The 21403-nt window shown below is 67.2% G+C and carries 19 protein-coding genes; 10 read left to right on the forward strand and 9 right to left on the reverse strand.

Features of this window, described 5'->3' with window-relative positions; all coding sequences use genetic code 11:
- Nucleotides 1-73: 73 nt before the first annotated feature.
- The 5 genes from DEH84_RS13120 to DEH84_RS13140 form a co-directional block, all read right to left on the reverse strand.
- Nucleotides 74-1120 carry a DUF2189 domain-containing protein gene (locus DEH84_RS13120; protein ID WP_245932585.1) on the reverse strand — a complete coding sequence of 349 codons (1047 nt, stop codon included), beginning with the start codon at nucleotides 1118-1120 and terminating at the stop codon, nucleotides 74-76.
- Between the two features lie 118 nt (nucleotides 1121-1238).
- Entirely contained in the window at nucleotides 1239-1766 is a 528-nt protein-coding gene (lspA, locus tag DEH84_RS13125) for a signal peptidase II (RefSeq protein WP_109037252.1), read from the reverse strand.
- Nucleotides 1766-4597, reverse strand: a complete 2832-nt coding sequence (gene ileS / locus DEH84_RS13130; RefSeq protein WP_245932785.1) for an isoleucine--tRNA ligase — start codon at nucleotides 4595-4597, stop codon at nucleotides 1766-1768. The genes lspA and ileS overlap by 1 nt, the downstream gene beginning before the upstream one ends.
- 302 nt (nucleotides 4598-4899) lie before the next feature.
- The gene (locus DEH84_RS13135; protein ID WP_109037254.1) at nucleotides 4900-5886 is read right to left on the reverse strand and encodes a bifunctional riboflavin kinase/FAD synthetase; all 987 of its coding nucleotides are present in this window, start codon (nucleotides 5884-5886) and stop codon (nucleotides 4900-4902) included.
- Between the two features lie 34 nt (nucleotides 5887-5920).
- The gene (locus DEH84_RS13140) at nucleotides 5921-6676 is read right to left on the reverse strand and encodes a pseudouridine synthase (protein WP_109037255.1); all 756 of its coding nucleotides are present in this window, start codon (nucleotides 6674-6676) and stop codon (nucleotides 5921-5923) included.
- 253 nt (nucleotides 6677-6929) lie between these two features.
- On the opposite strand from DEH84_RS13140, the gene DEH84_RS13145 reads away from it, so the two are divergent.
- The 9 genes from DEH84_RS13145 to DEH84_RS13185 all read left to right on the forward strand — a co-directional run bounded on the left by DEH84_RS13145 (nucleotide 6930) and on the right by DEH84_RS13185 (nucleotide 17213).
- A complete protein-coding gene (locus DEH84_RS13145; RefSeq protein ID WP_109037256.1) occupies nucleotides 6930-7829 on the forward strand; it encodes a glutamate/aspartate ABC transporter substrate-binding protein in 900 nt (299 codons plus the stop codon).
- A 173-nt stretch (nucleotides 7830-8002) separates the two neighbouring features.
- Nucleotides 8003-9088, forward strand: coding sequence for a type II asparaginase (locus tag DEH84_RS13150; RefSeq protein WP_109037257.1), 1086 nt, complete (start codon nucleotides 8003-8005; stop codon nucleotides 9086-9088).
- Nucleotide 9089: 1 nt separating this feature from the next.
- Complete coding sequence (locus DEH84_RS13155) at nucleotides 9090-10130, forward strand: porin (protein ID WP_109037258.1); 1041 nt, start codon at nucleotides 9090-9092, stop codon at nucleotides 10128-10130.
- Nucleotides 10131-10174: 44 nt separating this feature from the next.
- On the forward strand, nucleotides 10175-10912 hold the full coding sequence (locus tag DEH84_RS13160; RefSeq protein ID WP_109037259.1) for an amino acid ABC transporter permease: 738 nt from the start codon (nucleotides 10175-10177) through the stop codon (nucleotides 10910-10912).
- Nucleotides 10913-10925: 13 nt separating this feature from the next.
- Entirely contained in the window at nucleotides 10926-11609 is a 684-nt protein-coding gene (gltK, locus tag DEH84_RS13165) for a glutamate/aspartate ABC transporter permease GltK (protein WP_109037260.1), read from the forward strand.
- A 27-nt stretch (nucleotides 11610-11636) separates the two neighbouring features.
- Nucleotides 11637-12365 (forward strand): amino acid ABC transporter ATP-binding protein, encoded by a 729-nt coding sequence (locus DEH84_RS13170; protein WP_109037261.1) that lies wholly within the window; start codon nucleotides 11637-11639, stop codon nucleotides 12363-12365.
- 109 nt (nucleotides 12366-12474) lie between these two features.
- Nucleotides 12475-13803, forward strand: coding sequence for a Glu/Leu/Phe/Val family dehydrogenase (locus DEH84_RS13175; protein ID WP_109037262.1), 1329 nt, complete (start codon nucleotides 12475-12477; stop codon nucleotides 13801-13803).
- A gap of 9 nt (nucleotides 13804-13812) precedes the next feature.
- The gene (locus DEH84_RS13180; protein ID WP_109037263.1) at nucleotides 13813-15861 is read left to right on the forward strand and encodes a sensor histidine kinase; all 2049 of its coding nucleotides are present in this window, start codon (nucleotides 13813-13815) and stop codon (nucleotides 15859-15861) included.
- Nucleotides 15858-17213 (forward strand): sigma-54-dependent transcriptional regulator, encoded by a 1356-nt coding sequence (locus DEH84_RS13185; protein WP_109037264.1) that lies wholly within the window; start codon nucleotides 15858-15860, stop codon nucleotides 17211-17213. The genes DEH84_RS13180 and DEH84_RS13185 overlap by 4 nt, the downstream gene beginning before the upstream one ends.
- 24 nt (nucleotides 17214-17237) lie before the next feature.
- Here the strand turns inward: DEH84_RS13185 and DEH84_RS13190 are convergent, their stop codons facing one another.
- Together DEH84_RS13190 and DEH84_RS13195 are read right to left on the reverse strand one after the other, a co-directional pair.
- On the reverse strand, nucleotides 17238-17888 hold the full coding sequence (locus tag DEH84_RS13190; protein WP_109037265.1) for a retropepsin-like aspartic protease family protein: 651 nt from the start codon (nucleotides 17886-17888) through the stop codon (nucleotides 17238-17240).
- A 4-nt stretch (nucleotides 17889-17892) separates the two neighbouring features.
- Complete coding sequence (locus DEH84_RS13195) at nucleotides 17893-18381, reverse strand: YajQ family cyclic di-GMP-binding protein (RefSeq protein ID WP_109037266.1); 489 nt, start codon at nucleotides 18379-18381, stop codon at nucleotides 17893-17895.
- A 34-nt stretch (nucleotides 18382-18415) separates the two neighbouring features.
- Between DEH84_RS13195 and murB the strand changes: the two genes are divergently transcribed.
- Entirely contained in the window at nucleotides 18416-19480 is a 1065-nt protein-coding gene (gene murB / locus DEH84_RS13200; protein ID WP_109037267.1) for a UDP-N-acetylmuramate dehydrogenase, read from the forward strand.
- Between the two features lie 105 nt (nucleotides 19481-19585).
- Here murB and ppnP read toward each other — a convergent pair whose 3' ends face one another.
- Nucleotides 19586-19903, reverse strand: a complete 318-nt coding sequence (gene ppnP, locus DEH84_RS13205) for a pyrimidine/purine nucleoside phosphorylase (RefSeq protein ID WP_109037268.1) — start codon at nucleotides 19901-19903, stop codon at nucleotides 19586-19588.
- Nucleotides 19904-19929: 26 nt separating this feature from the next.
- Nucleotides 19930-21369, reverse strand: coding sequence for an argininosuccinate synthase (locus DEH84_RS13210; RefSeq protein ID WP_109037269.1), 1440 nt, complete (start codon nucleotides 21367-21369; stop codon nucleotides 19930-19932).
- Nucleotides 21370-21403: the final 34 nt, after the last annotated feature.

A 21403-nucleotide genomic window follows, 5' to 3' on the forward strand; every position in this document is an offset into this window, starting at 1 on the left:
CGCTGGCCCGCCAGAAAGGCCGAGCCACCCCCTTCATCCAGGGGGGGTGCAGAAACCGCGCGTCCGTCTCGTGTCAGTCCCGCGCGGAGGGCACCATCGTGGCTGCCCGATAGGCATGCCAGGACGCATGCCCCAACACCGGCCCCACCACCAGCAGCCCCAGGAAGCCGGGCGCCATGGCCAACAGCACCCCACCCGTGATGAGGGCGCCCCAGAACAGCATCACGCCAAACTGGGTGGTGACGAGACGCAGGCTGGCCAGCCCCGCCGAAATGGCGTCGACCGAACGGTGGAGCATCATCGGCATGCTGATGACGCTGACCGCGTAGATCAGCCCGGCAAAGAGGCCACCCACCGCCACGTAGGTGACGAGGAAGGGGATGTTTTCGGCGATGAGCAGGCTGGTGAGCGAGCCGTCGAATTCGGCCATGCCATCGAAGCTGACGGCAAACACGATCATGGCGGCGCGGCCCCACAGCATCTCGAGCACCAGCAGCACAGTGGCAAACACGGCCAACTGGCCCTTGTTGTGCCGCCATGCGGTGAGGCTGTCGCGAAAGCCCGGGCGGGTGCCCTCATCCATGCGCCGGCTGGCCTGGTAGAGCCCCAGGCACAGGAACGGCCCCATCAACAGAAAGCCCGCGGACAGCGCCAGCGTGTAGGCCGGGGCATAGCGGAACACCGCGAGCAAGCCCCAGCCCATCAGCACGAAGCAGGCACCGTAGAACAGCCCGATCAGCGGCGCCTGGCGGAAGTCGCGCCAGCCCATGGCCAGCCAGTGCAAGGGGTCCGCCCAGCCGAGCTGGCGCAGCGGCATGTCGAGCACGCTGGGCTGGACGGCCGGGGCGGCGTCCAGCACGGGTGCCACATCGACTTGCCCGGGCAGCGCGCCCAGTGCCATACCGGCGCCGAGGGCGGCAGGCTGGGGAGGGCTCGGAGACAGCGCGGGCGCCTCGACAACGGCGGCGGGCGTGATCGCCTCGGCATCGGTGCCGGCCGGTGGGCGATGGAGGCTGGCGTCCGGCCAATGGTGCAGGCGGCGGAGATGCTGCGGGCGACGCCGGTGTGTGCGGCGACGCGAGACCAGTGCGTGGTACGACAGTCGGCCAACCATTCCCATGCCTGCTCCTTGCATGACGGACACCGCCTCAAGGTACGCCCGGAAGGCCGGGCTGGCATCGGGAGAAATGCGGAGCCCCGGCACGGGGCCCCGCGTCAGGCTGGCGTCGGGTGGCCGCTCAGCTGCGGCGCACGCGGCGCACTTCGTCCAGGATCAGCAGCGCCGCCCCGACCGTGATGGCGCAGTCGGCGATGTTGAAGGCAGGGAAATGGCCGCCCGGGAACATTGGCGCCAGGAAGCGCCAGTGGAAATCCAGGAAATCGACCACATAGCCGTGCACCAGCCGGTCGATGACGTTGCCAATGGCGCCGCCCAGGATCAGCGTGAGCGCCCACGAGAACAGGCGCTGCCCGCCATGCTCCCGGAGCATGTAGATGATGAAGCCCGTGGCCACCGTGCCCAGCCCCACGAAGAACCAGCGCTGCCATCCACCGGCGTTGGCCAGGAAAGAGAAGGCCGCGCCGGTGTTGTGAGCCCGGACGATGTTGAAGAAGGACCAGACCTCGCGGCTTTCACCGTGCTGCAGCCAGCCGACGATGAGCACCTTGGTGAACTGGTCGAGCAGGATGATGATGAAGGCGATGCCCAGCCAGGGCAGCAGGCCCTGGCGGGAAGCCGCCTTCGGGGCAGACTTGCGCGCGGCCATCAGGCGTGCGCGCGGGCTTCACCCGCCCCGTGCAGATTGGTGTCGCAGCGCCCGCAGATCGTCGGGTGTTCTGCGTTGGTGCCGACGTCGTCGCGGTAGTGCCAGCAGCGCTCGCACTTCACGGCCTTGGACGGGTTCACCTCGATCTGCGTGCTGTGGCCTTCGGCCAGCTCGACGCTGGAGACGATGAGCACAAACTTCAGGTCCTCGCCCAGGCTGCGCAGGTCGGCCAGCAGGCGGGCGCCCTGCTCGTCCTGCGTGCCGATGGTGACGAACAGGTTGGCCTGCAGCGAGGCCCCCACGTCACCGCGGGTGCGCACGTCTTCGATGCGGCGGTTGACCTCTTCCCGGAAAGCGCGGATGCGGGCCCACTTGGCCAGCAGCTCGGTGTCCTTGTCCGCCTCGTGGAAGTCCCAGTAGGTTTCGGTGAAGATGGTTTCGCCACCGTCGAACACCTTCCAGGCCTCTTCGGCCGTGAAGCTCAGGAACGGCGCCATCCAGCGCAGCATGCCGTGCGTGATGTGCCACAGCGCGGTCTGCGCGGCGCGGCGGGCATGGCTCTTGGCGGCGCTGGTGTACAGGCGGTCCTTGAGCACGTCGAGGTAGAACGCGCCCAGGTCTTCCGAGCAGTACACCTGCAGCTTGGCCACCACGGGGTGGAACTCGTAGCGCTCGTAGTGCGCGAGGATGTCTTCCTGCAGCTGCGAGGCACGGGCCAGCGCGTAGCGGTCGATCTCGAGCAGCTCGTTCAGCGGCACGGCGTCCGTCTTCGGGTCGAAGTCGGCGGTGTTGGCCAGCAGGAAGCGCAGCGTGTTGCGGATGCGACGGTAGCCGTCGACCACGCGGGCGAGGATCTTGTCGTCGATGCCCAGGTCGCCCGAGTAGTCGGTCGAGGCCGCCCACAGGCGGATGATCTCGGCGCCCATCTTGGTGCTGATTTCTTGCGGTGCGACGACGTTGCCGACCGACTTCGACATCTTGCGGCCCTGGCCGTCGACGGTGAAGCCGTGGGTCAGCAGGCCCTTGTACGGGGCACGGCCGTAGATGGCGCAGGCCGCCAGCAGCGAGCTGTGGAACCAGCCGCGGTGCTGGTCGTGGCCTTCCAGGTACAGATCGGCCTCGGGGCCTTCGTGGTGGCCGGCGTTCGGGTGGCTGCCGTTCTGCGCGTTGAGCACATGGAAGAACGTGGTGCCCGAGTCGAACCACACATCGAGGATGTCGGTGGACTTGCTGTATTCGGCGGCTTCAGCGCCCAGCCACTCGGCCGGGTCCAGCTTGGCCCAGGCCTCGACACCGCCCTGCTCCACCAGCTGCGCGGCGCGCTCCATGAGCGCCAGCGTGTCGGGGTGCAGCTCGCCCGTGACCTTGTGCAGGAAGAAGGGCAGCGGCACACCCCAGTTGCGCTGGCGGCTGATGCACCAGTCGGGGCGGTTGGCGATCATGTCGCGCAGGCGGGCGCGGCCGTTCTCGGGGTAAAAGGTGGTCTGGTCGATGGCGTCGAGCGCGGTCTGGCGCAGCGTCTTGTCGGCCTTGTTCGTCGTGAACACGCCCTCGCCTTCGTCCATGCGCACGAACCACTGCGCCGCGGCGCGGTAGATCACCGGCGTCTTGTGGCGCCAGCAGTGCGGGTAGCTGTGGACGATGTCCTGGGTGGCCATCAGGCGGCCGTGCTCGCGCAGGGTTTCGAGCACCACGGGCGCGGCCTTCCAGATGTGCTGGCCGCCGAACAGCGGCAGCTCGGCTTCGTACACGCCATTGCCCTGCACGGGGTTCAGGATGTCGTCGAACTTCAGGCCGTGGGCGACGCAGCTGTTGAAGTCGTCCACGCCATAGGCTGGCGACGAGTGCACGATGCCGGTGCCGTCTTCGGCGCTGACGTAGTCGGCCAGGTAGACCGGGCTGACGCGGTTGTAGCCCTCGTGCACGTGGGCGAGTGGGTGCTTGAAGGCCAGGCCGGCGAGCTTTTCGCCCACCGTGGTGGCCAGCACCTTGCAATCTTCGGCTGCGAAGCCGTAGCGTGCGCAGGCCTTCTCGACCAGCGACTCGGCCAGCACCAGCAGGCCCTTGGGGGTGTCGACCAGGGCGTAGCTCAGCTCGGGGTGCATGTTGAGCGCCTGGTTGGCCGGCAAGGTCCACGCGGTGGTGGTCCAGATCACGGCAAAGGCGTCCTTGGTCAGCGCGGGCAGGCCGAAGGCGGCGGCGAGCTTCTCGGGCTCGGCACTCAGGAAGGCCACATCCAGCGTCTGCGACTTCTTGTCGGCGTACTCGATCTCGAACTCGGCGAGCGACGAGCCGCAGTCGAAGCACCAGTACACGGGCTTGAGGCCGCGGTACACATAGCCGCGCTCCATGATCTTCTTGAGCGCGCGGATCTCGTTGGCTTCGTTGCCGAAGTTCATCGTGAGATACGGGTGCGCCCAGTCGCCCAGCACGCCCAGGCGCTTGAAGTCGGTGCGCTGGCCGTCGATCTGCTCGCCGGCGTAGACGCGGGCCTTGGCCTGCACGTCGTCGCGGCTGAGGTTGCGGCCGAAGGTCTTCTCGATCTGGTTCTCGATCGGCAGGCCGTGGCAGTCCCAGCCGGGCACGTAGATGGCGTCATAGCCGGCCAGCTGGCGGGCCTTGACGATCATGTCCTTGAGCACCTTGTTGACGGCGTGCCCGATGTGGATGTTGCCGTTGGCATAGGGCGGGCCGTCGTGCAGCACGAACTTCGGGGCACCCTGGCGGGCGGCGCGCAGCTTGCCGTACAGGCCATTGGCCTCCCACTCGGCCACCCAGCCCGGCTCGCGCTTGGGCAGGTCCCCCCGCATCGGGAAGGGGGTGTCGGGCATGTTCAACGTGGCCCGGTACTTCGACTCGGGGGCCGAGTCGCTGGCTCTGGCGGCTTTGGCGCCGCCTTTCTTGGCGTTGTCGGGCTTGGCGTTGGCGTCTTGGCTCATGGCAGTCTCTCAGGTCCGGCTTCAGCTCGGGCACGCGCCATCATCGGTGCGCGCACCCGCTTTGCTTGCCGGGGATTCAGGTTCAGCGGCCGCACGGGGCAGGCCGATGCAGTGCGGGGTCAGGCGGGCGAGACCTGCAGACCCTCCGACGGCCGACTGCACCGGGCAGGCAACGCGCGGACGGTGCGCCCGCGTCAAATTCGGTCGCGGGTGGTCTGACGACGCTGGGCCTGGAAAAAGCCCTTGGCATCGGCGATGTCCTTGTGGATGGCGGCCTGCAACGCCTCCAGCCCGTCATAACGGGCTTCGTCTCGGAGTTTGTGCAGCAGTTCCACCCGAACGATTTTACCGTAGCCCCCTTCGGCACCCAGTTCGGCGGGCCAATCGAAGCAATGCACCTCGAGCAGCACGCGCCCGGCCTCTTCCACCGTGGGGCGCACACCCAGGCTGGCGACGCCTTCCAGGGGCTCGCCCGCCAGACCGTGCGTGCGAACCACGAAGATGCCGGTGGTGGCCGGGCGTTCGTGGCCGAAGCGCACGTTGAGCGTGCGGCAATCCAGGTTGCGGCCCAGCTTCTGGCCATGCACGACATGGCCGCTGATGGCATAGGGACGGCCCAGCAGCGTGGCCACGCGGGCCATGTCGCCGGCGGTCAGGGCCTCGCGCACGACCGACGAGGAGACCCGCAGGCCGTGCACCTCGTAGCTCATCATGCGGGCGACGTCGAACCCGCGGGCATCGCCGGCCGCATCGAGCAGCGGGTAATCGCCAGCGCGTCTTGCACCGAAGCGGAAATCGTCGCCGACCAGCACGTAGCGGGCGTGCAGGCCCTGAACAATCACCTGGTCAATGAAAGCGTCGGGAGAAAGGGACGCCAGTTTCTGGTCGAACGGGAGGATCACCACCTGGTCGATGCCACAACGCTCGAGTTCCGAGAGCTTGTCGCGCAGGGTGGCAATGCGGCTGGGCGCCAGTTCGGGCTTGCCGGCCAGGGCGGCGAAGTAATCGCGCGGGTGGGGCTCGAAGGTCAGCACCGTGCTGGGCAGGCCGCGGTGCTCGGCCTCGCTGCGCAGCAGGGCCAGCATGGCCTGATGCCCACGGTGCACGCCATCGAAGTTGCCGATGGTCAGCGCGCAGGCCGGCGCCAGAGCCGCATGGTGAAAACCGCGAAAGACTTGCATGGCTGCAGATTATCCCGCCTCAGGGGCTCGTGCTTCAGGGCAGCACGAGGGCCACGTCGTCCAGCCAGCGCCACTGGCCGGGCGCCAGGTCGTCCGGCAGGGTCAGGCGGCCGATCTGGCTGCGGTGCAGGCCCTCGACACGGTTGCCCACCGCGGCCACCATGCGCTTGACCTGGTGGTACTTGCCCTGCAGCAGGGTGAGCCGCAGGTGGAAGGTGTCGGCGTCGGGCGCCGTGCCCTCGGGCAGCACCCGCTCGGCGGCATGGGCAGCCACCGGCAACGGATCGTCGTCCAGCACCACGCCCTTGAGCAGCTTGTCGCACATGGCCTGGGTCACGGGGTGTTTGCACGTCACCTCGTACACCTTGGGCACGTGGTGCTTGGGCGAAGTGAGCTTGTGCAGCAGCGGGCCGTCGTCCGTCATCAGCAGCAGGCCTGTGGTGTCCTGGTCCAGCCGACCCACCGGCTGCAGGCCACGCCGACGCAACGGCACCGGCAGCAGGTTGTGCACGCCAGGCCAGGCGCCCGGTTTGAGCGAGCACTCGTAGCCGGCGGGCTTGTGCAGCAGCACGATGGCCCGCACGTGGCTCACCCAGGACTGCCCATCCACATCGAGCACCAGCCCGTCTTCCGGAAAGACGGCGTCGGGGTCGTCCACCACCGCGCCCGCGACCTGGACCAGACCGTTGAGCACGAGCCCGTCGCATTCCCGACGGGCACCGAAGCCCTGGTCGAACAGGATCTGAGAAAGCGTGTTGTGGCCTGCTGGCAGGCGTGGTCGGCGAGGCATGAAAGGAGTATGGTCTGGACAGCGAACGGCCCACATGATGCCAGCGGGCACACGCCGTTCGTACGATGAAACGTACAGGCCGTCGGCGCACCGTCCGGGATTCCGAACCACTTGACGCAGCACCGCGTAAAAACCTTAAGCGAATCAAGGAGTTGCAACAACTGCCCCAGAAGTGGAAAGCTGGCACGTGGCGTGCGATACATCACGGCACCGATCCTCTTCCCTGTTGGCCAAACCGATCAAAGGACCTTTCATGAAGAACACGATCCTCCGTTCCGCGGTGCTGGGCTTGTGCCTGACGTCTGCCGCCCTGCAGGCAGGCGCCCAGACTTCCCCCACGCTGCAGAAGATCGCCGAGACCGGCACGATCAGCCTGGGTCACCGCGAGTCGTCGATCCCGTTCTCGTATTACGACGACAAGCAGCAGGTGGTGGGTTACTCGCATGAACTGATGCTGAAGGCCGTGGACGCCGTCAAGGCCCAGCTGAAGAAGCCCGGCCTGCAGATCAAGCTGGTGCCGGTGACCTCGCAGAACCGCATCCCGCTGGTGCTCAACGGCACGGTGGACCTCGAGTGCGGCTCGACCACCAACAACAAGGAACGCGCCAAGCAGGTCGACTTCTCGACCAACATCTTCGTGGTCGGCACCCGCCTGATGACGAAGAAGGATTCGGGCGTGAAGGACTTCGCCGACCTGAAGGGCAAGAACGTGGTGGTGACCGCCGGCACGACGTCGGAACGCCTGCTGCGCCAGTACAACGAGGCCAACAAGGCGGAGATGCGCATCATCTCGGCCAAGGACCACGGTGAATCCTTCCTGACGCTGGAAACCGGCCGCGCCGTCGCTTTCATGATGGACGACGCCCTGCTGTACGGCGAAAAGGCCAAGGCCAAGAAGCCCGACGAGTGGGTGGTGGTGGGCAAGCCGATGTCGGAAGAAGCCTACGGCTGCATGATGCGCAAGGGCGACCCCGAGTTCAAGAAGCTGGTGGACACCGCCATCACCAAGGCCATGACCTCGGGCGAAGCCGCCAAGATCTACGCCAAGTGGTTCCAGCAGCCCATTCCCCCGAAGGGCCTGAACCTGAACTGGCCGATGTCCGACGACGTCATCCAGCTGTACAAGGCGCCGAACGACCGCCCGTTCGAATAAGCCAGACCCGGGCGGGTGCTGTCAGCCCGCCCCTGTGATTGCACAACATCCCAGAACCCGGCCCTGCGAGGGCCAGGGTCGGGCTGCCGCATGGCCTCACGAGGGCCGTGCCGGGTTCACAGCCATCGCGCCCCCGCTTGTCCCCCTGTCCTTACAACCATGGAGTTGACATCATGAAGCGATCCTTGTCCCGCTGGCTGCTCGCCCTCAGTGGCGCGGTGGCCCTGGGCTTTCTGCCAGCGCAGCACGCGCTGGCCCAGACCACCAAGAAGGCTCAGGTGGTGATCCTGGCCACCGGCGGCACCATCGCGGGCGCCGGTGCCTCGGCGGCGAACAGCGCCACCTACCAAGCGGCCAAGGTGCCCGTCGACAAGCTACTGGCCTCAGTGCCCGAACTGGGCAATGTGGCGGACGTGCGCGGCGAACAGGTCTTCCAGATCGCCTCGGAGAGCTTCACGAACGCCCACCTGCTGCAGCTCGCCAAACGCGTGTCGGCGCTGAGCAAGCAGAAGGACGTGGACGGCATCGTGATCACGCACGGCACCGACACGCTGGAAGAGACCGCTTTCTTCCTGAACCTCACGGTGCACACCACCAAGCCCATCGTGGTGGTGGGCTCGATGCGCCCCGGCACGGCCCTGTCGGCCGACGGCGCGCTGAACCTGTACAACGCCGTGGCCACCGCCGCCTCGCCCACCGCCGCAGGCAAGGGCGTGCTGGTGACGATGAACGACGAGATCAACTCGGGCCGCGACGTGGCCAAGTCGGTCAACGTGCGTCCGGACGCTTTCAAGAGCGCCTGGGGCGACCTCGGCATGGTGGTGGAAGGCCAGACCTACTGGTTCCGCGCCCCGGTCAAGCGCCACACCGTGAACTCCGAGTTCGACATCGACCAGATCGACAGCCTGCCGCAGGTCGACATCGCCTACGGCTACGGCAACACCTCGCCGGTGGCCTACCAGGCCTTTGCCGCCGCGGGTGCCAAGGCGCTGATCCACGCCGGCACGGGCAACGGCTCGGTGTCGAAGGACGTGGTGCCGGCGCTGCGTGAACTGCGCGCCAAAGGCGTGCACATCGTGCGTTCGTCGCGCGTGATGGGGGGCGGCTTCGTGCTGCGCAACGCCGAACAGCCGGACGACCAGTACGACTGGGTGGTGGCACACGACCTCAACCCGCAGAAGGCCCGCATTCTCGCTTCCCTCGCCCTGACCAAGTCGAACGACGCCAAGGTCATCCAACGCATCTTCATGGAGTATTGATATGCACACCAAGCTCGCTACCATCGCCCTGGCTGCTGCTGCAGCCGCCGCCCCCATCGCCGCCTCGGCGCAGTCGTCGGTGACCGTGTACGGTCTGCTCGACATGTACATGCAGTACGGCAAGGGTGACGGCACCCAGACCCAGATCCAGTCGGGCGGCCCGCAGGGCTCGCGCCTGGGCTTCAAGGGCACCGAAGAACTGGGCAACGGCCTGAAGGCGCTGTTCCAGCTGGAGATGGGCATCAACGCCGACACCGGCGCTTCGGGTCAGGGCGGTCTGGCCTTCGGCCGCCAGGCCTACGTCGGCCTGTCGTCGAACGAACTGGGCACGCTGACGCTCGGCCGTCAGTACACCCCGCAGTTCGTGACCGTCGACTCGTATGACGCTTTCGCCACCGGCACGGGCTCCGTGGCCGCCAGCGGCGTGGTGTCGGCCATCGCACGTGCCAACAATGCCGTGGTCTATGCGTCGCCGAGCCTGAGTGGCTTCACCTTCACCGGCATGGCCTCGCTGGGTGAAAGCAGCACCGCCGGCCAGAAGTCGTTCGGCAACCTGTACTCGGCTTCGGTGAACTACGCCGCCGGCCCCTTCAGCGCCGCGCTCTCCACCATCCTTCAGAAGCGCAGCGCCACCACCGGTGAAGACGCGAAGTACGCGCTGGTGAGCTCGGCCTATGACTTCGGCACCCTCAAGCTGTACGGTCTGTACCAGATCGTTCGCAACCAGGGCACCGTGGAAGCCAACGACCGCCGTGAAGCCATGTTCGGCGTGAACGTGCCGGTGAGCGCACAGGGCACCGTCGCTGGCGCCCTGGGTGGCAGCCGCATCAGCGGTGTCGATGGCGGCAGCGCCTCGCAGTTCAGCCTGGGCTACCTGCACAACCTGAGCAAGCGCACCCGCGTGTACGCCATTGCCTCGCGCATCAACAACAGCTCGGCAGCCACCTACACCACCACCTCGGCCACCGGCGACGGCCCGGTCAACACCGTGGGCGGCCAGGACGTGAAGGCGCTGATGCTCGGCGTGCGCCACGCCTTCTGATTGGCGCCTGACCCGAGCGCAGTAACCCTCTGACAGGAGCGACGATGAGCTATCAATGGAACTGGGCCGTGTTCGCACAGCCCTCCGCCGTCGGTGACGGCGGCACGTACGGCGACTGGATGCTGGCCGGTCTGAAGATGACCGTCTCCGTCTCGTTGAGCGCGTGGGTCATTGCGCTCGTCGTCGGTGCCCTGATGGGGGTGCTTCGCACGGTGCCGTCCAAGGGCCTGCAGCGTCTGGCAACCGGCTATGTCGAGTTGCTGCGCAACATCCCGCTGCTGGTGCAGCTGTTCATCTGGTACTTCATCGTGCCCGAACTGCTGCCCACCAGCTGGGGCAACGCCATCAAACAGCTTGCCCCGGAAACCCAGCAGTTCGGCGCCGCCGTGATCTGCCTGGGTCTGTTCACCAGTGCCCGCGTGTGCGAACAGGTGCGCGCGGGCATCCAGAGCCTGCCCATCGGGCAGACCCGGGCCGCCCTGGCCCTGGGTCTGACGCTGCCGCAGACCTACCGATACGTGCTCCTGCCCATGGCCTTCCGCCTGGTGGTGCCGCCGCTGACGTCGGAATTCCTCAACATCTTCAAGAACTCGGCGGTGTGCTCGACCATCGGCCTGCTGGAGCTGGCCGCGCAAGGCCGCCAGCTGGTGGACTACACCGCACAGCCCTATGAATCCTTCATCGCCGTGACGCTGATGTACCTGCTGATCAATGTGATCGTGATGGCCCTGATGCACCTGCTCGAACGCAAGGTGAAGGTCCCCGGCTACATGGGCAGCTGAACAGGAGAACGCCATGGCTTATGAATTCGACTGGAGCTCCATCCCCAACTCGCTGCCCTTTCTGGCCGAGGGGATGCTCGTCTCGCTGGAGATCACCTTCACCGCACTGGTGGTCGGCATGGTGTGGGGCACGCTGCTGGCCGTGATGCGGCTGTCTGCCAGCGCCCCGCTGCGCTGGTTTGCCGCGGGCTACGTCAACCTGTTTCGCGCCGTGCCGCTGGTGATGGTGCTGCTGTGGTTCTTCCTCGTGATCCCGCAGCTGCTCACCACCTTCTTCAACCTGCAGCCCGGCACCGACGTGCGCATGGTGTCGGCCCTGGTCGGCTTTGCGCTGTTCGAGTCGGCCTACTACGCAGAAATCATCCGCGCGGGCATCCAGTCCGTGCCCAAGGGTCAGCTGGCGGCGGCCACCGCCCTCGGCCTGAGCCGCTTCCAGGCCATGCGCCTGGTCGTGCTGCCCCAGGCGCTGCGCAACATGGTGCCCCTGCTGCTGACCCAGGCCATCGTGCTGTTCCAGGACACCTCGCTGGTGTACGTGTCGGCCCTGGCCGATTTCTTCGGTGCGGCCTACAAGGTGGGTGACCGCGACGGACGCCTCGTCGAGCTGCTGCTGTTTGCCGGCGCCGTGTACTTCGTCCTGTGTTTTGCCTTGTCCCGACTGGTCCAGGCGCTGCAGAAACCCCGTGTCCAGCACTGACCCGAACAAAGCATCTGGAGCCCTCTCATGATCCGCATTGAAAACGTCTCGAAGCACTACGGCGCCTTCCAGGTCCTGACCGACTGCTCCACCACCGTCAGCAAGGGCGAGGTGGTGGTGGTGTGCGGCCCGTCCGGCTCGGGCAAGTCCACCCTGATCAAGACCGTCAACGGGCTGGAGCCCATCCAGAGCGGCCGCATCTTCGTCGATGGCACGCAGGTCAACGACCCGAAGACCAACCAGTCGAAGCTGCGCAGCCGCGTCGGCATGGTGTTCCAGCACTTCGAGCTCTTCCCGCACCTGACCATCACCGAAAACCTGACGCTGGCGCAGATCCATGTGCTGGGCCGTGCCAAGGACGAAGCCACCGCCAAGGGCCTGGCCCTGCTGGACCGCGTGGGCCTGAAGGCCCATGCGCACAAGCGCCCGGGCCAGCTCTCGGGCGGCCAGCAGCAGCGCGTGGCCATTGCACGCGCGCTGTGCATGGACCCGGTGGTGATGCTGTTCGACGAGCCCACCTCGGCCCTCGACCCCGAAATGGTGGGCGAGGTGCTGGACGTGATGACCGAGCTGGCCCAGGAAGGCATGACCATGATGTGCGTGACGCACGAGATGGGCTTTGCCCGCCGTGTGGCCGACCGGGTGGTCTTCATGGATGCCGGACGCATCGTGGAGGACCGCAGCAAGTCGGACTTCTTCGACCGACCGGAGTCGGAGCGCGCACAGCAGTTCCTGGCGCGCATCCTGCACCACTGACCCGATACGCCGGGACCGGACGCTGCCCTCAGCAACCGGCCTCGGCGCTGGTTGGAGCAGGCCGCGCTCGCCCGTTGCCCCGATTCCCAACCACGCTGAGGAACCCGCGATGAATCACCCTGACACCGCCCTCCAGGCTGGCGCCACCCCGGCCAGCCGCAGCACCCGGCTGCCGTCCTACCTGAACGCAGCCGAACCCGGCCCGTGGGCCATGTTTCTGGAGCAACTGGACCGCGTCGAGCCCCACCTGGGCGACCTGGCGCGCTGGACCGACACCCTGCGCCGCCCCAAGCGCACCCTGGTGGTCGACATCCCCGTGCGCATGGACGACGGGCGGATCGAGCACTTCGAGGGCTTCCGCGTGCACCACAACCTCTCGCGGGGGCCCGGCAAGGGCGGCGTGCGCTTCCACCACGCGGTGAATCTGTCGGAGGTGATGGCGCTGGCGGGCTGGATGACCATCAAGAACGCCGCGGTGAACCTGCCCTATGGCGGTGCCAAGGGCGGGGTGCGGGTGGACCCGTCGCAGCTCAGCCGCACAGAACTCGAGCGCCTGACGCGCCGCTACACCAGTGAACTGGGTGACCTCATCGGCCCGGACTGTGACATCCCCGCGCCGGACGTCGGCACCAACGACCAGGTGATGGCCTGGATGATGGACACCTACGCCATCAACCACGGGGCCACGCACACGGGCGTCGTGACGGGCAAACCGATCAGCATGGGGGGCAGCCTCGGGCGGCGCGATGCCACCGGGCGCGGCTGCTTCGTCGTGGCCCGCGAGGCGATGAAGCGCCTGAACCGCGAGATGAAGGATGCGCGAATCGCCATTCAGGGCTTCGGCAACGTGGGCAACGCCTCGGCACGGGTGTTCCATGACGAGGGGGCACGCATCGTCGCCATCCAGGACATCCACGGCACGCTGTTCAACGAGGCGGGCTTCGACCCGCACGCCCTGCTGCGCCACCTGACCGTCGAAGGCGGTGCCTGGGCCGACTTCCCGGGCGCCACCCTGATCCCGTCCGACCAATTCTGGTCGGTGGACTGCGACGTGATGCTGCCGGCCGCGCTCGAAGGCCAGATCACCAAGGACAATGCACCGCACATTCGTGCACGACTCATCGTGGAAGGCGCCAACGGCCCCACAACACCCGAGGCGGAGGATATCCTCCATGCTCAGGGCTGTACCGTGCTGCCCGACGTGCTGGCCAACGCCGGCGGTGTGACCGTGAGCTACTTCGAATGGGTTCAGAACGCGACCAGCTTCTTCTGGACGGAACAGGACATCCACGCGCGACTCGACCGCGTGCTGTCCGAGGCCTTCGACAGCATCTGGCGCAGCGCCCAGGACAAAGGCGTCAACCTTCGCACGGCGACTTTTATCACCGCGTGCTCGCGGGTGCTCGAGGCCCGGGCGCTGCGCGGGCTCTACCCCTGATTTCTGCCCATGTCCCTGGCCCCGGCCGCATCGCCTGACGACCCCTCGTCCGCTCCGCCATCCAGCCGCACCGCGCTGGAGCGGGTCTCCGCACGCGACGTGCTGTCGCGCAGCCGGCGGCTGATGGTCGGGCTGCTGGCGGTGCTGGCCATTCTGGGCGTCGGGGTGGTGAGCTACCGCGCCTCCTGGAACCAGGGCCTGGCAGGCATCCGGACCAACGCCAACCACCGACTGGACCTGTTTGCCTCGGCGCTGGAAGGCATGCTGAACCGGCTCGAGCACGTGCCGGCCACCATCCAGCTCAACCGCGACGTGGTGGCCCTGCTGCAGCCCCGCAGCGGCCCGGCTTCGGCCGATGCGGTCAACGGCTTCCTGCGCAAGCTCAATGCGCAACTGGGCAGCATGGCGGTCTACGTCATCAACGAGCGGGGCTATGTGGTCGCCTCCAGCAACGCCGGCGAGCCCCTGAGCTTCATCGGCGAGGACCTGTCCTTCCGGCCCTACTTCATCGAGGCGCTGTCCGGTCAGGTCGGGCGCCACTTCGCCATCGGCCACACCAGCAAGCAACCTGGCTATTACCTCGCCAACCCCATCCGAGATCAGGGGCGGGTGATCGGCGTGGCGGTCATCAAGATCTCGCTCGCCCCCGTGGCCGAGGCCTGGTCGATGCTCGGGGTGCCGGCCTTCATCACGGACGACAACCAGGTCATCATCCTGTCGTCGCGCCCGGACTGGCTCTACCAGAGCGTGGGAGACCAGGGCCTCGACAAGGTCGTCGACTTCCAGATCCGGCAGCTGTACTTGAACACCCGGCCGCGCCGTTTTGCCGCCAGCACGGCGCTGCAAGGCGCCAGCAGCCCGGACGCCGCCGACGGCGTGCTGGTGCAGGGGCGCAGCCTGGGCGCGGGGCAGGGGCGCACGGTGCTGGCCCAGGCCAAGTCCTTGCCGAAGATGCACTGGCATCTGTGGGTCTTCACCGACGTCGACCCGGTGCGCAGCCAGGCCTTCACGGTGGGTCTGCTGTCGGCCGTGGCCGCGGGCTTTGTCGGCCTGCTGTGGCTGGCCCTGGCCCAGCGCCAGCGGCTGGTGCGACACAAGCTGGCGGCGCGCCACATGCTCGAGCGCGCCAACGCGCAACTCGAAGCCAAGGTGGCCCGCCGCACCAGCGCGCTGGCGCAGACCAACGAGCGCCTGCGCCGCGAGGTGGCCGAGCGCATCCAGACCGAACAGAACCTGCGCGAAGCCCAGGACGAGCTGGTGCAGGCGGCCAAGCTCGCGGTCGTGGGGCAGATGTCGGCAGGAATCACGCACGAGCTGGCCCAGCCCATCGGCGCCATTCGCACGCTCTCGGGCAACTCGGCCGAGTTCCTCAAGCGGGGCGACCTGCCCACGGTGGACAGCAACCTCACGCTGATCAACCGGCTGGCCGACCAGATGGGCGACATCATCCAGTCGCTCAAGGCCTTTGCCCGCAAGGCGCCCGCGACGCCGGTGGCCACCGACATGGCCCAGGCGGTCAACAACGCGCTGCTGCTGTTCATGGCGCGCATCAAGAAGGACGGCATCACGCTGGTCAATGACTGCGTGGAAGGCCAGGCGCTGGTGTGGTGCGATCCGAACCGGCTCGAGCAGGTCGTCGTCAACCTCATCGGCAACGCGCTCGACGCGGTGCGCGATGCGCCCGAGCGCCGTGTGCACGTCTACACCGAGCACACTGGCAACCAGCGTGTGTGCCTGGTGGTGAGCGACAGCGGCTGCGGCATCCCGGCCGAACTGCTGCCCCGGATGTTCGAGCCGTTTTTCACCACCAAGCCGCGCGGCGTGGGCCTCGGTCTCGGCCTGCACATTTCGCGTGACATCATCCGGGCTTTCCGCGGCGAGTTGCGTGCCGAGAACCAGCCCGAGGGCGGCGCCCGCTTCATCGTCGAACTGCCCGAGCGCACCGATGCCGACGTGACGCCGCTGCCGCCCGGTTGGACCAGCGGGGGACTGCCCTCGCGCCGCCCTGCCGATCTGCCTCCGCCCCTGCCCGATTCCGACTCCCCGCCGCCGCCATGAGCCTTGTTGACGCCCCCACCACGCCTTCCCTCTCGGTGCTGATCGTGGAAGACGAGCCGCACGTGCGACTCGGCTGCGTGCAGGCCATGCAGCTCGCCGGATTCACCGTGGAAGGCGTGGGCTCGGCCGAAGAGGCGCTGCCCCGCATCACGTCGGGGGCCATCGGGGTCGTCGTGACCGACATGCGCCTGCCCAAGGCCGATGGCCTGTCGCTGGTGCGCTTCTGCCATCAGCACGATGCCCAGCTGCCCGTGGTGATGATCACCGGACATGGCGACATCGACCTCGCGGTGGAGGCCATGCGCAGCGGCGCGTACGACTTCATCACCAAGCCCTTCCCTTCCGAGCACCTCGTGGACGTGGTGCGCCGGGCGTTCGAGAAGCGGCTGCTCACGCGCGAGGTGGAAACCCTGCGCCAGCAGCTCGCCCACCGCACCGGCATCGAAGGCCAGCTCATCGGGCAATCGGCGGCCATGGCGGCCGTGCGCAAGCTCATCCTCGATGTGGCCGACTCGCCGGTGGACGTGCTGGTGCACGGCGAAACCGGCTGCGGCAAGGAGCTGGTGGCCCAGGCCCTGCACAGCTACTCGCACCGCCGCGACGCGCCCTATGTGGCCCTGAACTGCGGCGGCATGCCCGACAACCTGCTCGACAGCGAGCTGTTCGGCCACGAGGCTGGCGCCTTCACCGGCGCGCAGAAGCGCCGCATCGGCAAGATCGAGCACGCGCACGGCGGCACGCTGTTCCTCGACGAGCTCGAAAGCATGCCCATGGCCATGCAGGTCAAGCTGCTGCGCGTGTTGCAGGAACGCAAGCTGGAGCGCCTCGGCTCGAACCACGCCATCGACGTCGACTGCCGCATCGTGGCCGCCACCAAGGACGACCTGCTCGAGCGCGGTCGCCAGGGCACCTTCCGCACCGACCTGTACTACCGCCTCAACGTGGTGACCCTGCACCTGCCGCCGCTGCGCGAGCGCCGCGAGGACATCCCCATGCTGATGGCGCACTTCACGCTGCTCGCTGCCCAGCGTTTCAACCGCCCGCAGCCCGAGCTGAGCGCGGCGCAACTGTCACGGCTGATGGCCCACGACTGGCCGGGCAATGTGCGCGAGCTGCGCAATGCGGCCGACTGCCTGGTGCTGGGGGTGCGCAATGCCGTGCTCGACAGTGGACAGAGCACGCCCCCCAGCGATGCAGGCGGCCTCTCGCTGGCCGAGGCGGTCGATCGCTTCGAACGCGACCTGATCGCCACCGAGCTGCAACGCCAGGGTGGCAATGTGGCGCGCTGCGCCGAAGCCCTGAAGGTGGCCAAGACCACGCTGCACGACAAGATCAAGCGCCACGGTCTGTGAAGCGGCCCGCGCCGTGGCGCGGCCTCAGAAACGGCGCGTGAGCGTGAGCGTGTCGTTCTCGCGCTTCATCTGGAAGCGCGTCAGAAAGGTGTTGCCCAGCAGGATGTGGGGCATGGGCAGCGGCAGCACCGCCGCCTCGACGTTGTGCACCTCGACATCCTGGATGCGCACCGAAGTCAGCGTGACCCGGTAGCCGGTGACCGGCCCGTTGGCGGTGTTGCCGTAGATCTTCGGGCCGTTCTCGAACGCCAGGCCGAGCCGGCGGGCCTCCTCGGCGCTCATGGCGATCGACGTGGCGCCGGTGTCCACCATGAACTGCGTCGAGCGCCCGTTGATCTGACCGAGCGTGAGGAAATGGCCGCCCTGCCCCGCCGTCAGCACGATGTGCGTGCCACCGGCACTGCCACCGCGCCCCCCGATGCTGACAGGCGCACCGCCGAGCATCACCGTCTGCCGCTGACCGGCCACCTCGACCACGGCGCGGTCGGAGGCCACGCTCACGACACGCACGCCCTGGTGGGTGTCGCCCGCGGCCAGCGCACGCGGCGCGCCACCGTTGACGACGAGCAGCACCTTGCTGCCCATGCCGCCCGTCATGGCGACGCTCTGGGCCTCGGCCGGACCCGCAGCCAGCGTCAGGCCAGCCACCAGACACCCCATCAGGCGCGCGCGCACCCGATCAGTCCCGGTAGTTGCCGAACGAGAACGGGTAATCCAGCTCCTTGCGGATCAGGCCCTGGGCCGCCTGCAGGTCGTCGAGCTTGTTGCCTTGCACGCGCACCTCCTCGCCCTGGATGCTGGCGTTGACCTTCATCTTGCTGTCCTTGAGGACCTTGACGATCTTCTTGGCCAGTTCGGATTCGATGCCGGCCTTGACCTTCACGATCTGCTTGACCTTGTCGCCACCGATCTTTTCGACCTTGCCCACGTCCATGAAGCGGATGTCGACCTTCTGCTTGGTCAACTTGTTGTAGAGCACGTCGCGGACCTGGTCGATCTGGAAGTCGCTGTCACCGTAGACGACGATTTCCTTTTCCTTCTTCTTGAATTCGACGGCGGCGCTGGTGCCCTTGAAATCGAAGCGGGTGCCGATCTCCTTCTGGCTGGTGTTGACGGCGTTGTCAACGGCTTCCAGGTTGGGATCGAGCTTGGTGTCAAAACTGGGCATGGGAATCTCTGTGGTTGTCTGCGAAAATTCTGCCATGCCCACGTCCTCCGCCGCAGCCACTTTCGCCGAAACCCCACCGCCGCTCGATCTGGAGCGCGGTGCCAGCCTGCGCGCGTTCAACACGTTTGGGCTGCCCTGCGTGGCCACCACGCTGGTGCGCGTGCACAGCGAGGGCGACCTCAAGCGCGTCGTCAACGACCCGGAGCTGGGCCGCGCGCCCAAGTTCGTGCTGGGTGGCGGCAGCAACCTCGTGCTCACACGGGACGTCGATCGGTGCGTGCTGAAGGTCGAAATCCGCGGCCGCAAGGTGCTGGAGACCCGCGAGGACGCAGTGATCGTCGAAGTGGGCGCCGGCGAATCCTGGCACGACACCGTGCAATGGTGCCTGGACCACGACCTGCCCGGCCTGGAAAACATGGCGCTGATCCCCGGCACGGTGGGCGCCGCGCCGGTGCAGAACATCGGCGCCTACGGGGTGGAGCTGAAAGACCGCTTCGACTCGCTCGATGCGGTGGACCTCATCACGGGCCGCACCGTCACGCTGACGGCCGAGCAATGCCACTTCGGTTACCGCGACTCGGTGTTCAAGCAGCACCTGGCCAACAAGAGCGTGATCACGCGCGTGCGCCTGCGCCTGCCGCGCCCCTGGGTGCCGGTGCTGGGCTACCTCGAGCTCGAACGCAAGATCGCCGAAACCGGCAACACGCACCCCACCGCCCGCCAGATCTTCGACTGGATCTGCGAGGTGCGTCGAGCCAAGCTCCCCGACCCGGCCGTGATCGGCAACGCCGGCAGCTTCTTCAAGAACCCCGTGGTGACGGCCGAGCAGTGCCGCGACATCATCGGCCGAGACCCCGAGATCGTCCATTACCCGCTGGACGACGGCAGCTTCAAGCTGGCGGCCGGCTGGATGATCGACGCCTGTGGCTGGAAGGGCAAGTCCATCGGCCGCGCGGGCGTCTACGAGCGCCAGGCGCTGGTGCTCGTCAACCGCGGCGGGGCCAGCGGGGCCGAGGTGGTGACGCTCGCACGCGCCATCCAGGAAAGCGTCTACGGGCGATTCGGCATCCGGCTGGAGCCGGAGCCCGTCGTGCTCTGAGGAGCGCGCGGCGTGGCGCATCCGAGGCGACAACGACAAGGGGCGCCGAAGCGCCCCTCTTTCAGCCTGAGCCGTGTACGCCCCGCGCCACGGCCCCGTGCCGGATCAGCCGAAGTGGCAGATGTAGTGGTAGGGCTCGCCTTCCACCTTGATCTCGAACGACGAGTTGCCCGGCACATTGAAGCTCTCGCCAGCGGCGTACGTCTTCCACTCGTCAGAGCCGGCCAGCTTGATGGTGGCCTTGCCGGCGACGGTTTCCATGATCTCCGGCGCGCCCGTGTTGAAGGTCAGCGTGGCGGGCAGGATGACGCCAACCGACTTGCGGGTGCCGTCGGTCAGGGTCACGGTGTGCGAGACGCACTTGCCGTCGAAGTACACATTGGCTTGCGTGGCAACGCTGCCAGCGAGGGTCGTGGTGGTCATGCGGATGTCCAGTTCAGGTTTGGCGATCAGGCGGGCTTCTTTGCAGCGGCCTTCTTGGCGGCGGCCTTCTTGGCTGCAGGCTTGGCCGCGGTCTTGCGCGCCGGCTTGGCAGCGGCATCGCGCTTGGCCTTCACGTTGGCGCCAATGCGCAGGCGCAGCGCGTTCAGCTTGATGAAGCCGGCCGCGTCGGCCTGGTTGTAGGCGCCGCCGTCGTCGTCGAAGGTCGAGATCTGCGGGTCGAACAGGCTGTCGGTGGCCGACTCACGGCCCGTGCACATGATGGTGCCCTTGTACAGCTTGAGCTTGACGGTGCCGTTGACGGTTTCCTGGCTCTTGTCGATCAGGCCCTGCAGCAGTTCGCGTTCGGGGCTGAACCAGTAGCCGTTGTAGACCAGACGGGCATAGCGCGGCATCAGGTCGTCCTTCAGCGCCAGCACTTCGCGATCCAGCGTGATCGATTCGATGGCGCGGTGGCCGGTCAGCAGGATGGTGCCGCCCGGGGTTTCATAGCAGCCGCGGCTCTTCATGCCCACATAGCGGTTCTCGACCTTGTCCAGGCGGCCGATGCCGTGCTTGCCGCCCAGCTCGTTCAGCTTGGTCAGCACCTGCGCGGGCGTCATCTTCACGCCGTTGATGGCGACCACGTCACCCTTGGCATAGGTCAGCTCGATCACTTCGGCCTTGTTGGGGGCCTTCTCGGGCGACACGGTCAGGCGCCACATGTTGGCTTCGGGCTCGAAGTTCGGGTCTTCCAGCACGCCGCCTTCGTAGCTGATGTGCAGCAGGTTGGCGTCCATCGAGTACGGGGCACCGCCCTTGCGCTTCTTGAAGTCGACGGGGATGCCGTGCTTGTCGGCGTAGGCCAGCAGCTTCTCGCGGCTCAGCAGGTCCCACTCACGCCAGGGGGCGATCACCTTCACGCCGGGCAGCAGCGCGTAGGCGCCCAGCTCGAAGCGGACCTGGTCGTTGCCCTTGCCGGTGGCGCCGTGCGAGATGGCGTCGGCCTTGGACTTCTTGGCGATCTCGACCAGGCGCTTGGCGATCAGCGGACGGGCGATGGAGGTGCCCAGCAGGTATTCGCCTTCGTACAGCGCGTTGGCGCGGAACATCGGGAACACGAAATCGCGCACGAACTCTTCGCGCAGGTCTTCGATGTGGATGTTCTCGGGCTTGATGCCCATCTTCAGGGCCTTGGCGCGTGCGGGCTCGATTTCTTCGCCCTGGCCGATGTCGGCCGTGAACGTCACCACTTCACAGTTGTACTCGTCCTGCAGCCACTTCAGGATGATCGAGGTGTCCAGACCGCCGGAGTAGGCCAGCACGACCTTCTTGACGCCCTGCTTGCCCTGGCCGGCAACGGCGGCAGGAGCAGCAGCGGGGGCGGACGCAGCCTGAGGCTTGGCTGCCTTGGGGGCCTGGGCTGCCCGGGGGGCGGCCTTGGTGGCTTTCACGGTCGTCTTGGACATGGTGAGGTGGTACAGAGGTGGGAAACCTGCGATT

The organism is Aquabacterium olei (assembly GCF_003100395.1).
Lineage (GTDB): Bacteria > Pseudomonadota > Gammaproteobacteria > Burkholderiales > Burkholderiaceae_C > Aquabacterium > Aquabacterium olei.

Coding starts and splice junctions, on each gene's coding strand:
- DEH84_RS13120 (WP_245932585.1), bottom strand. CDS start 1,120: ATGGGAATGGTTGGCCGACTGTCGTACCACGCACTGGTCTCGCGTCGC.
- lspA (WP_109037252.1), bottom strand. CDS start 1,766: ATGGCCGCGCGCAAGTCTGCCCCGAAGGCGGCTTCCCGCCAGGGCCTG.
- ileS (WP_245932785.1), bottom strand. CDS start 4,597: ATGCCCGACACCCCCTTCCCGATGCGGGGGGACCTGCCCAAGCGCGAG.
- DEH84_RS13135 (WP_109037254.1), bottom strand. CDS start 5,886: ATGCAAGTCTTTCGCGGTTTTCACCATGCGGCTCTGGCGCCGGCCTGC.
- DEH84_RS13140 (WP_109037255.1), bottom strand. CDS start 6,676: ATGCCTCGCCGACCACGCCTGCCAGCAGGCCACAACACGCTTTCTCAG.
- DEH84_RS13145 (WP_109037256.1), top strand. CDS start 6,930: ATGAAGAACACGATCCTCCGTTCCGCGGTGCTGGGCTTGTGCCTGACG.
- DEH84_RS13150 (WP_109037257.1), top strand. CDS start 8,003: ATGAAGCGATCCTTGTCCCGCTGGCTGCTCGCCCTCAGTGGCGCGGTG.
- DEH84_RS13155 (WP_109037258.1), top strand. CDS start 9,090: ATGCACACCAAGCTCGCTACCATCGCCCTGGCTGCTGCTGCAGCCGCC.
- DEH84_RS13160 (WP_109037259.1), top strand. CDS start 10,175: ATGAGCTATCAATGGAACTGGGCCGTGTTCGCACAGCCCTCCGCCGTC.
- gltK (WP_109037260.1), top strand. CDS start 10,926: ATGGCTTATGAATTCGACTGGAGCTCCATCCCCAACTCGCTGCCCTTT.
- DEH84_RS13170 (WP_109037261.1), top strand. CDS start 11,637: ATGATCCGCATTGAAAACGTCTCGAAGCACTACGGCGCCTTCCAGGTC.
- DEH84_RS13175 (WP_109037262.1), top strand. CDS start 12,475: ATGAATCACCCTGACACCGCCCTCCAGGCTGGCGCCACCCCGGCCAGC.
- DEH84_RS13180 (WP_109037263.1), top strand. CDS start 13,813: ATGTCCCTGGCCCCGGCCGCATCGCCTGACGACCCCTCGTCCGCTCCG.
- DEH84_RS13185 (WP_109037264.1), top strand. CDS start 15,858: ATGAGCCTTGTTGACGCCCCCACCACGCCTTCCCTCTCGGTGCTGATC.
- DEH84_RS13195 (WP_109037266.1), bottom strand. CDS start 18,381: ATGCCCAGTTTTGACACCAAGCTCGATCCCAACCTGGAAGCCGTTGAC.
- murB (WP_109037267.1), top strand. CDS start 18,416: ATGCCCACGTCCTCCGCCGCAGCCACTTTCGCCGAAACCCCACCGCCG.
- ppnP (WP_109037268.1), bottom strand. CDS start 19,903: ATGACCACCACGACCCTCGCTGGCAGCGTTGCCACGCAAGCCAATGTG.
- DEH84_RS13210 (WP_109037269.1), bottom strand. CDS start 21,369: ATGTCCAAGACGACCGTGAAAGCCACCAAGGCCGCCCCCCGGGCAGCC.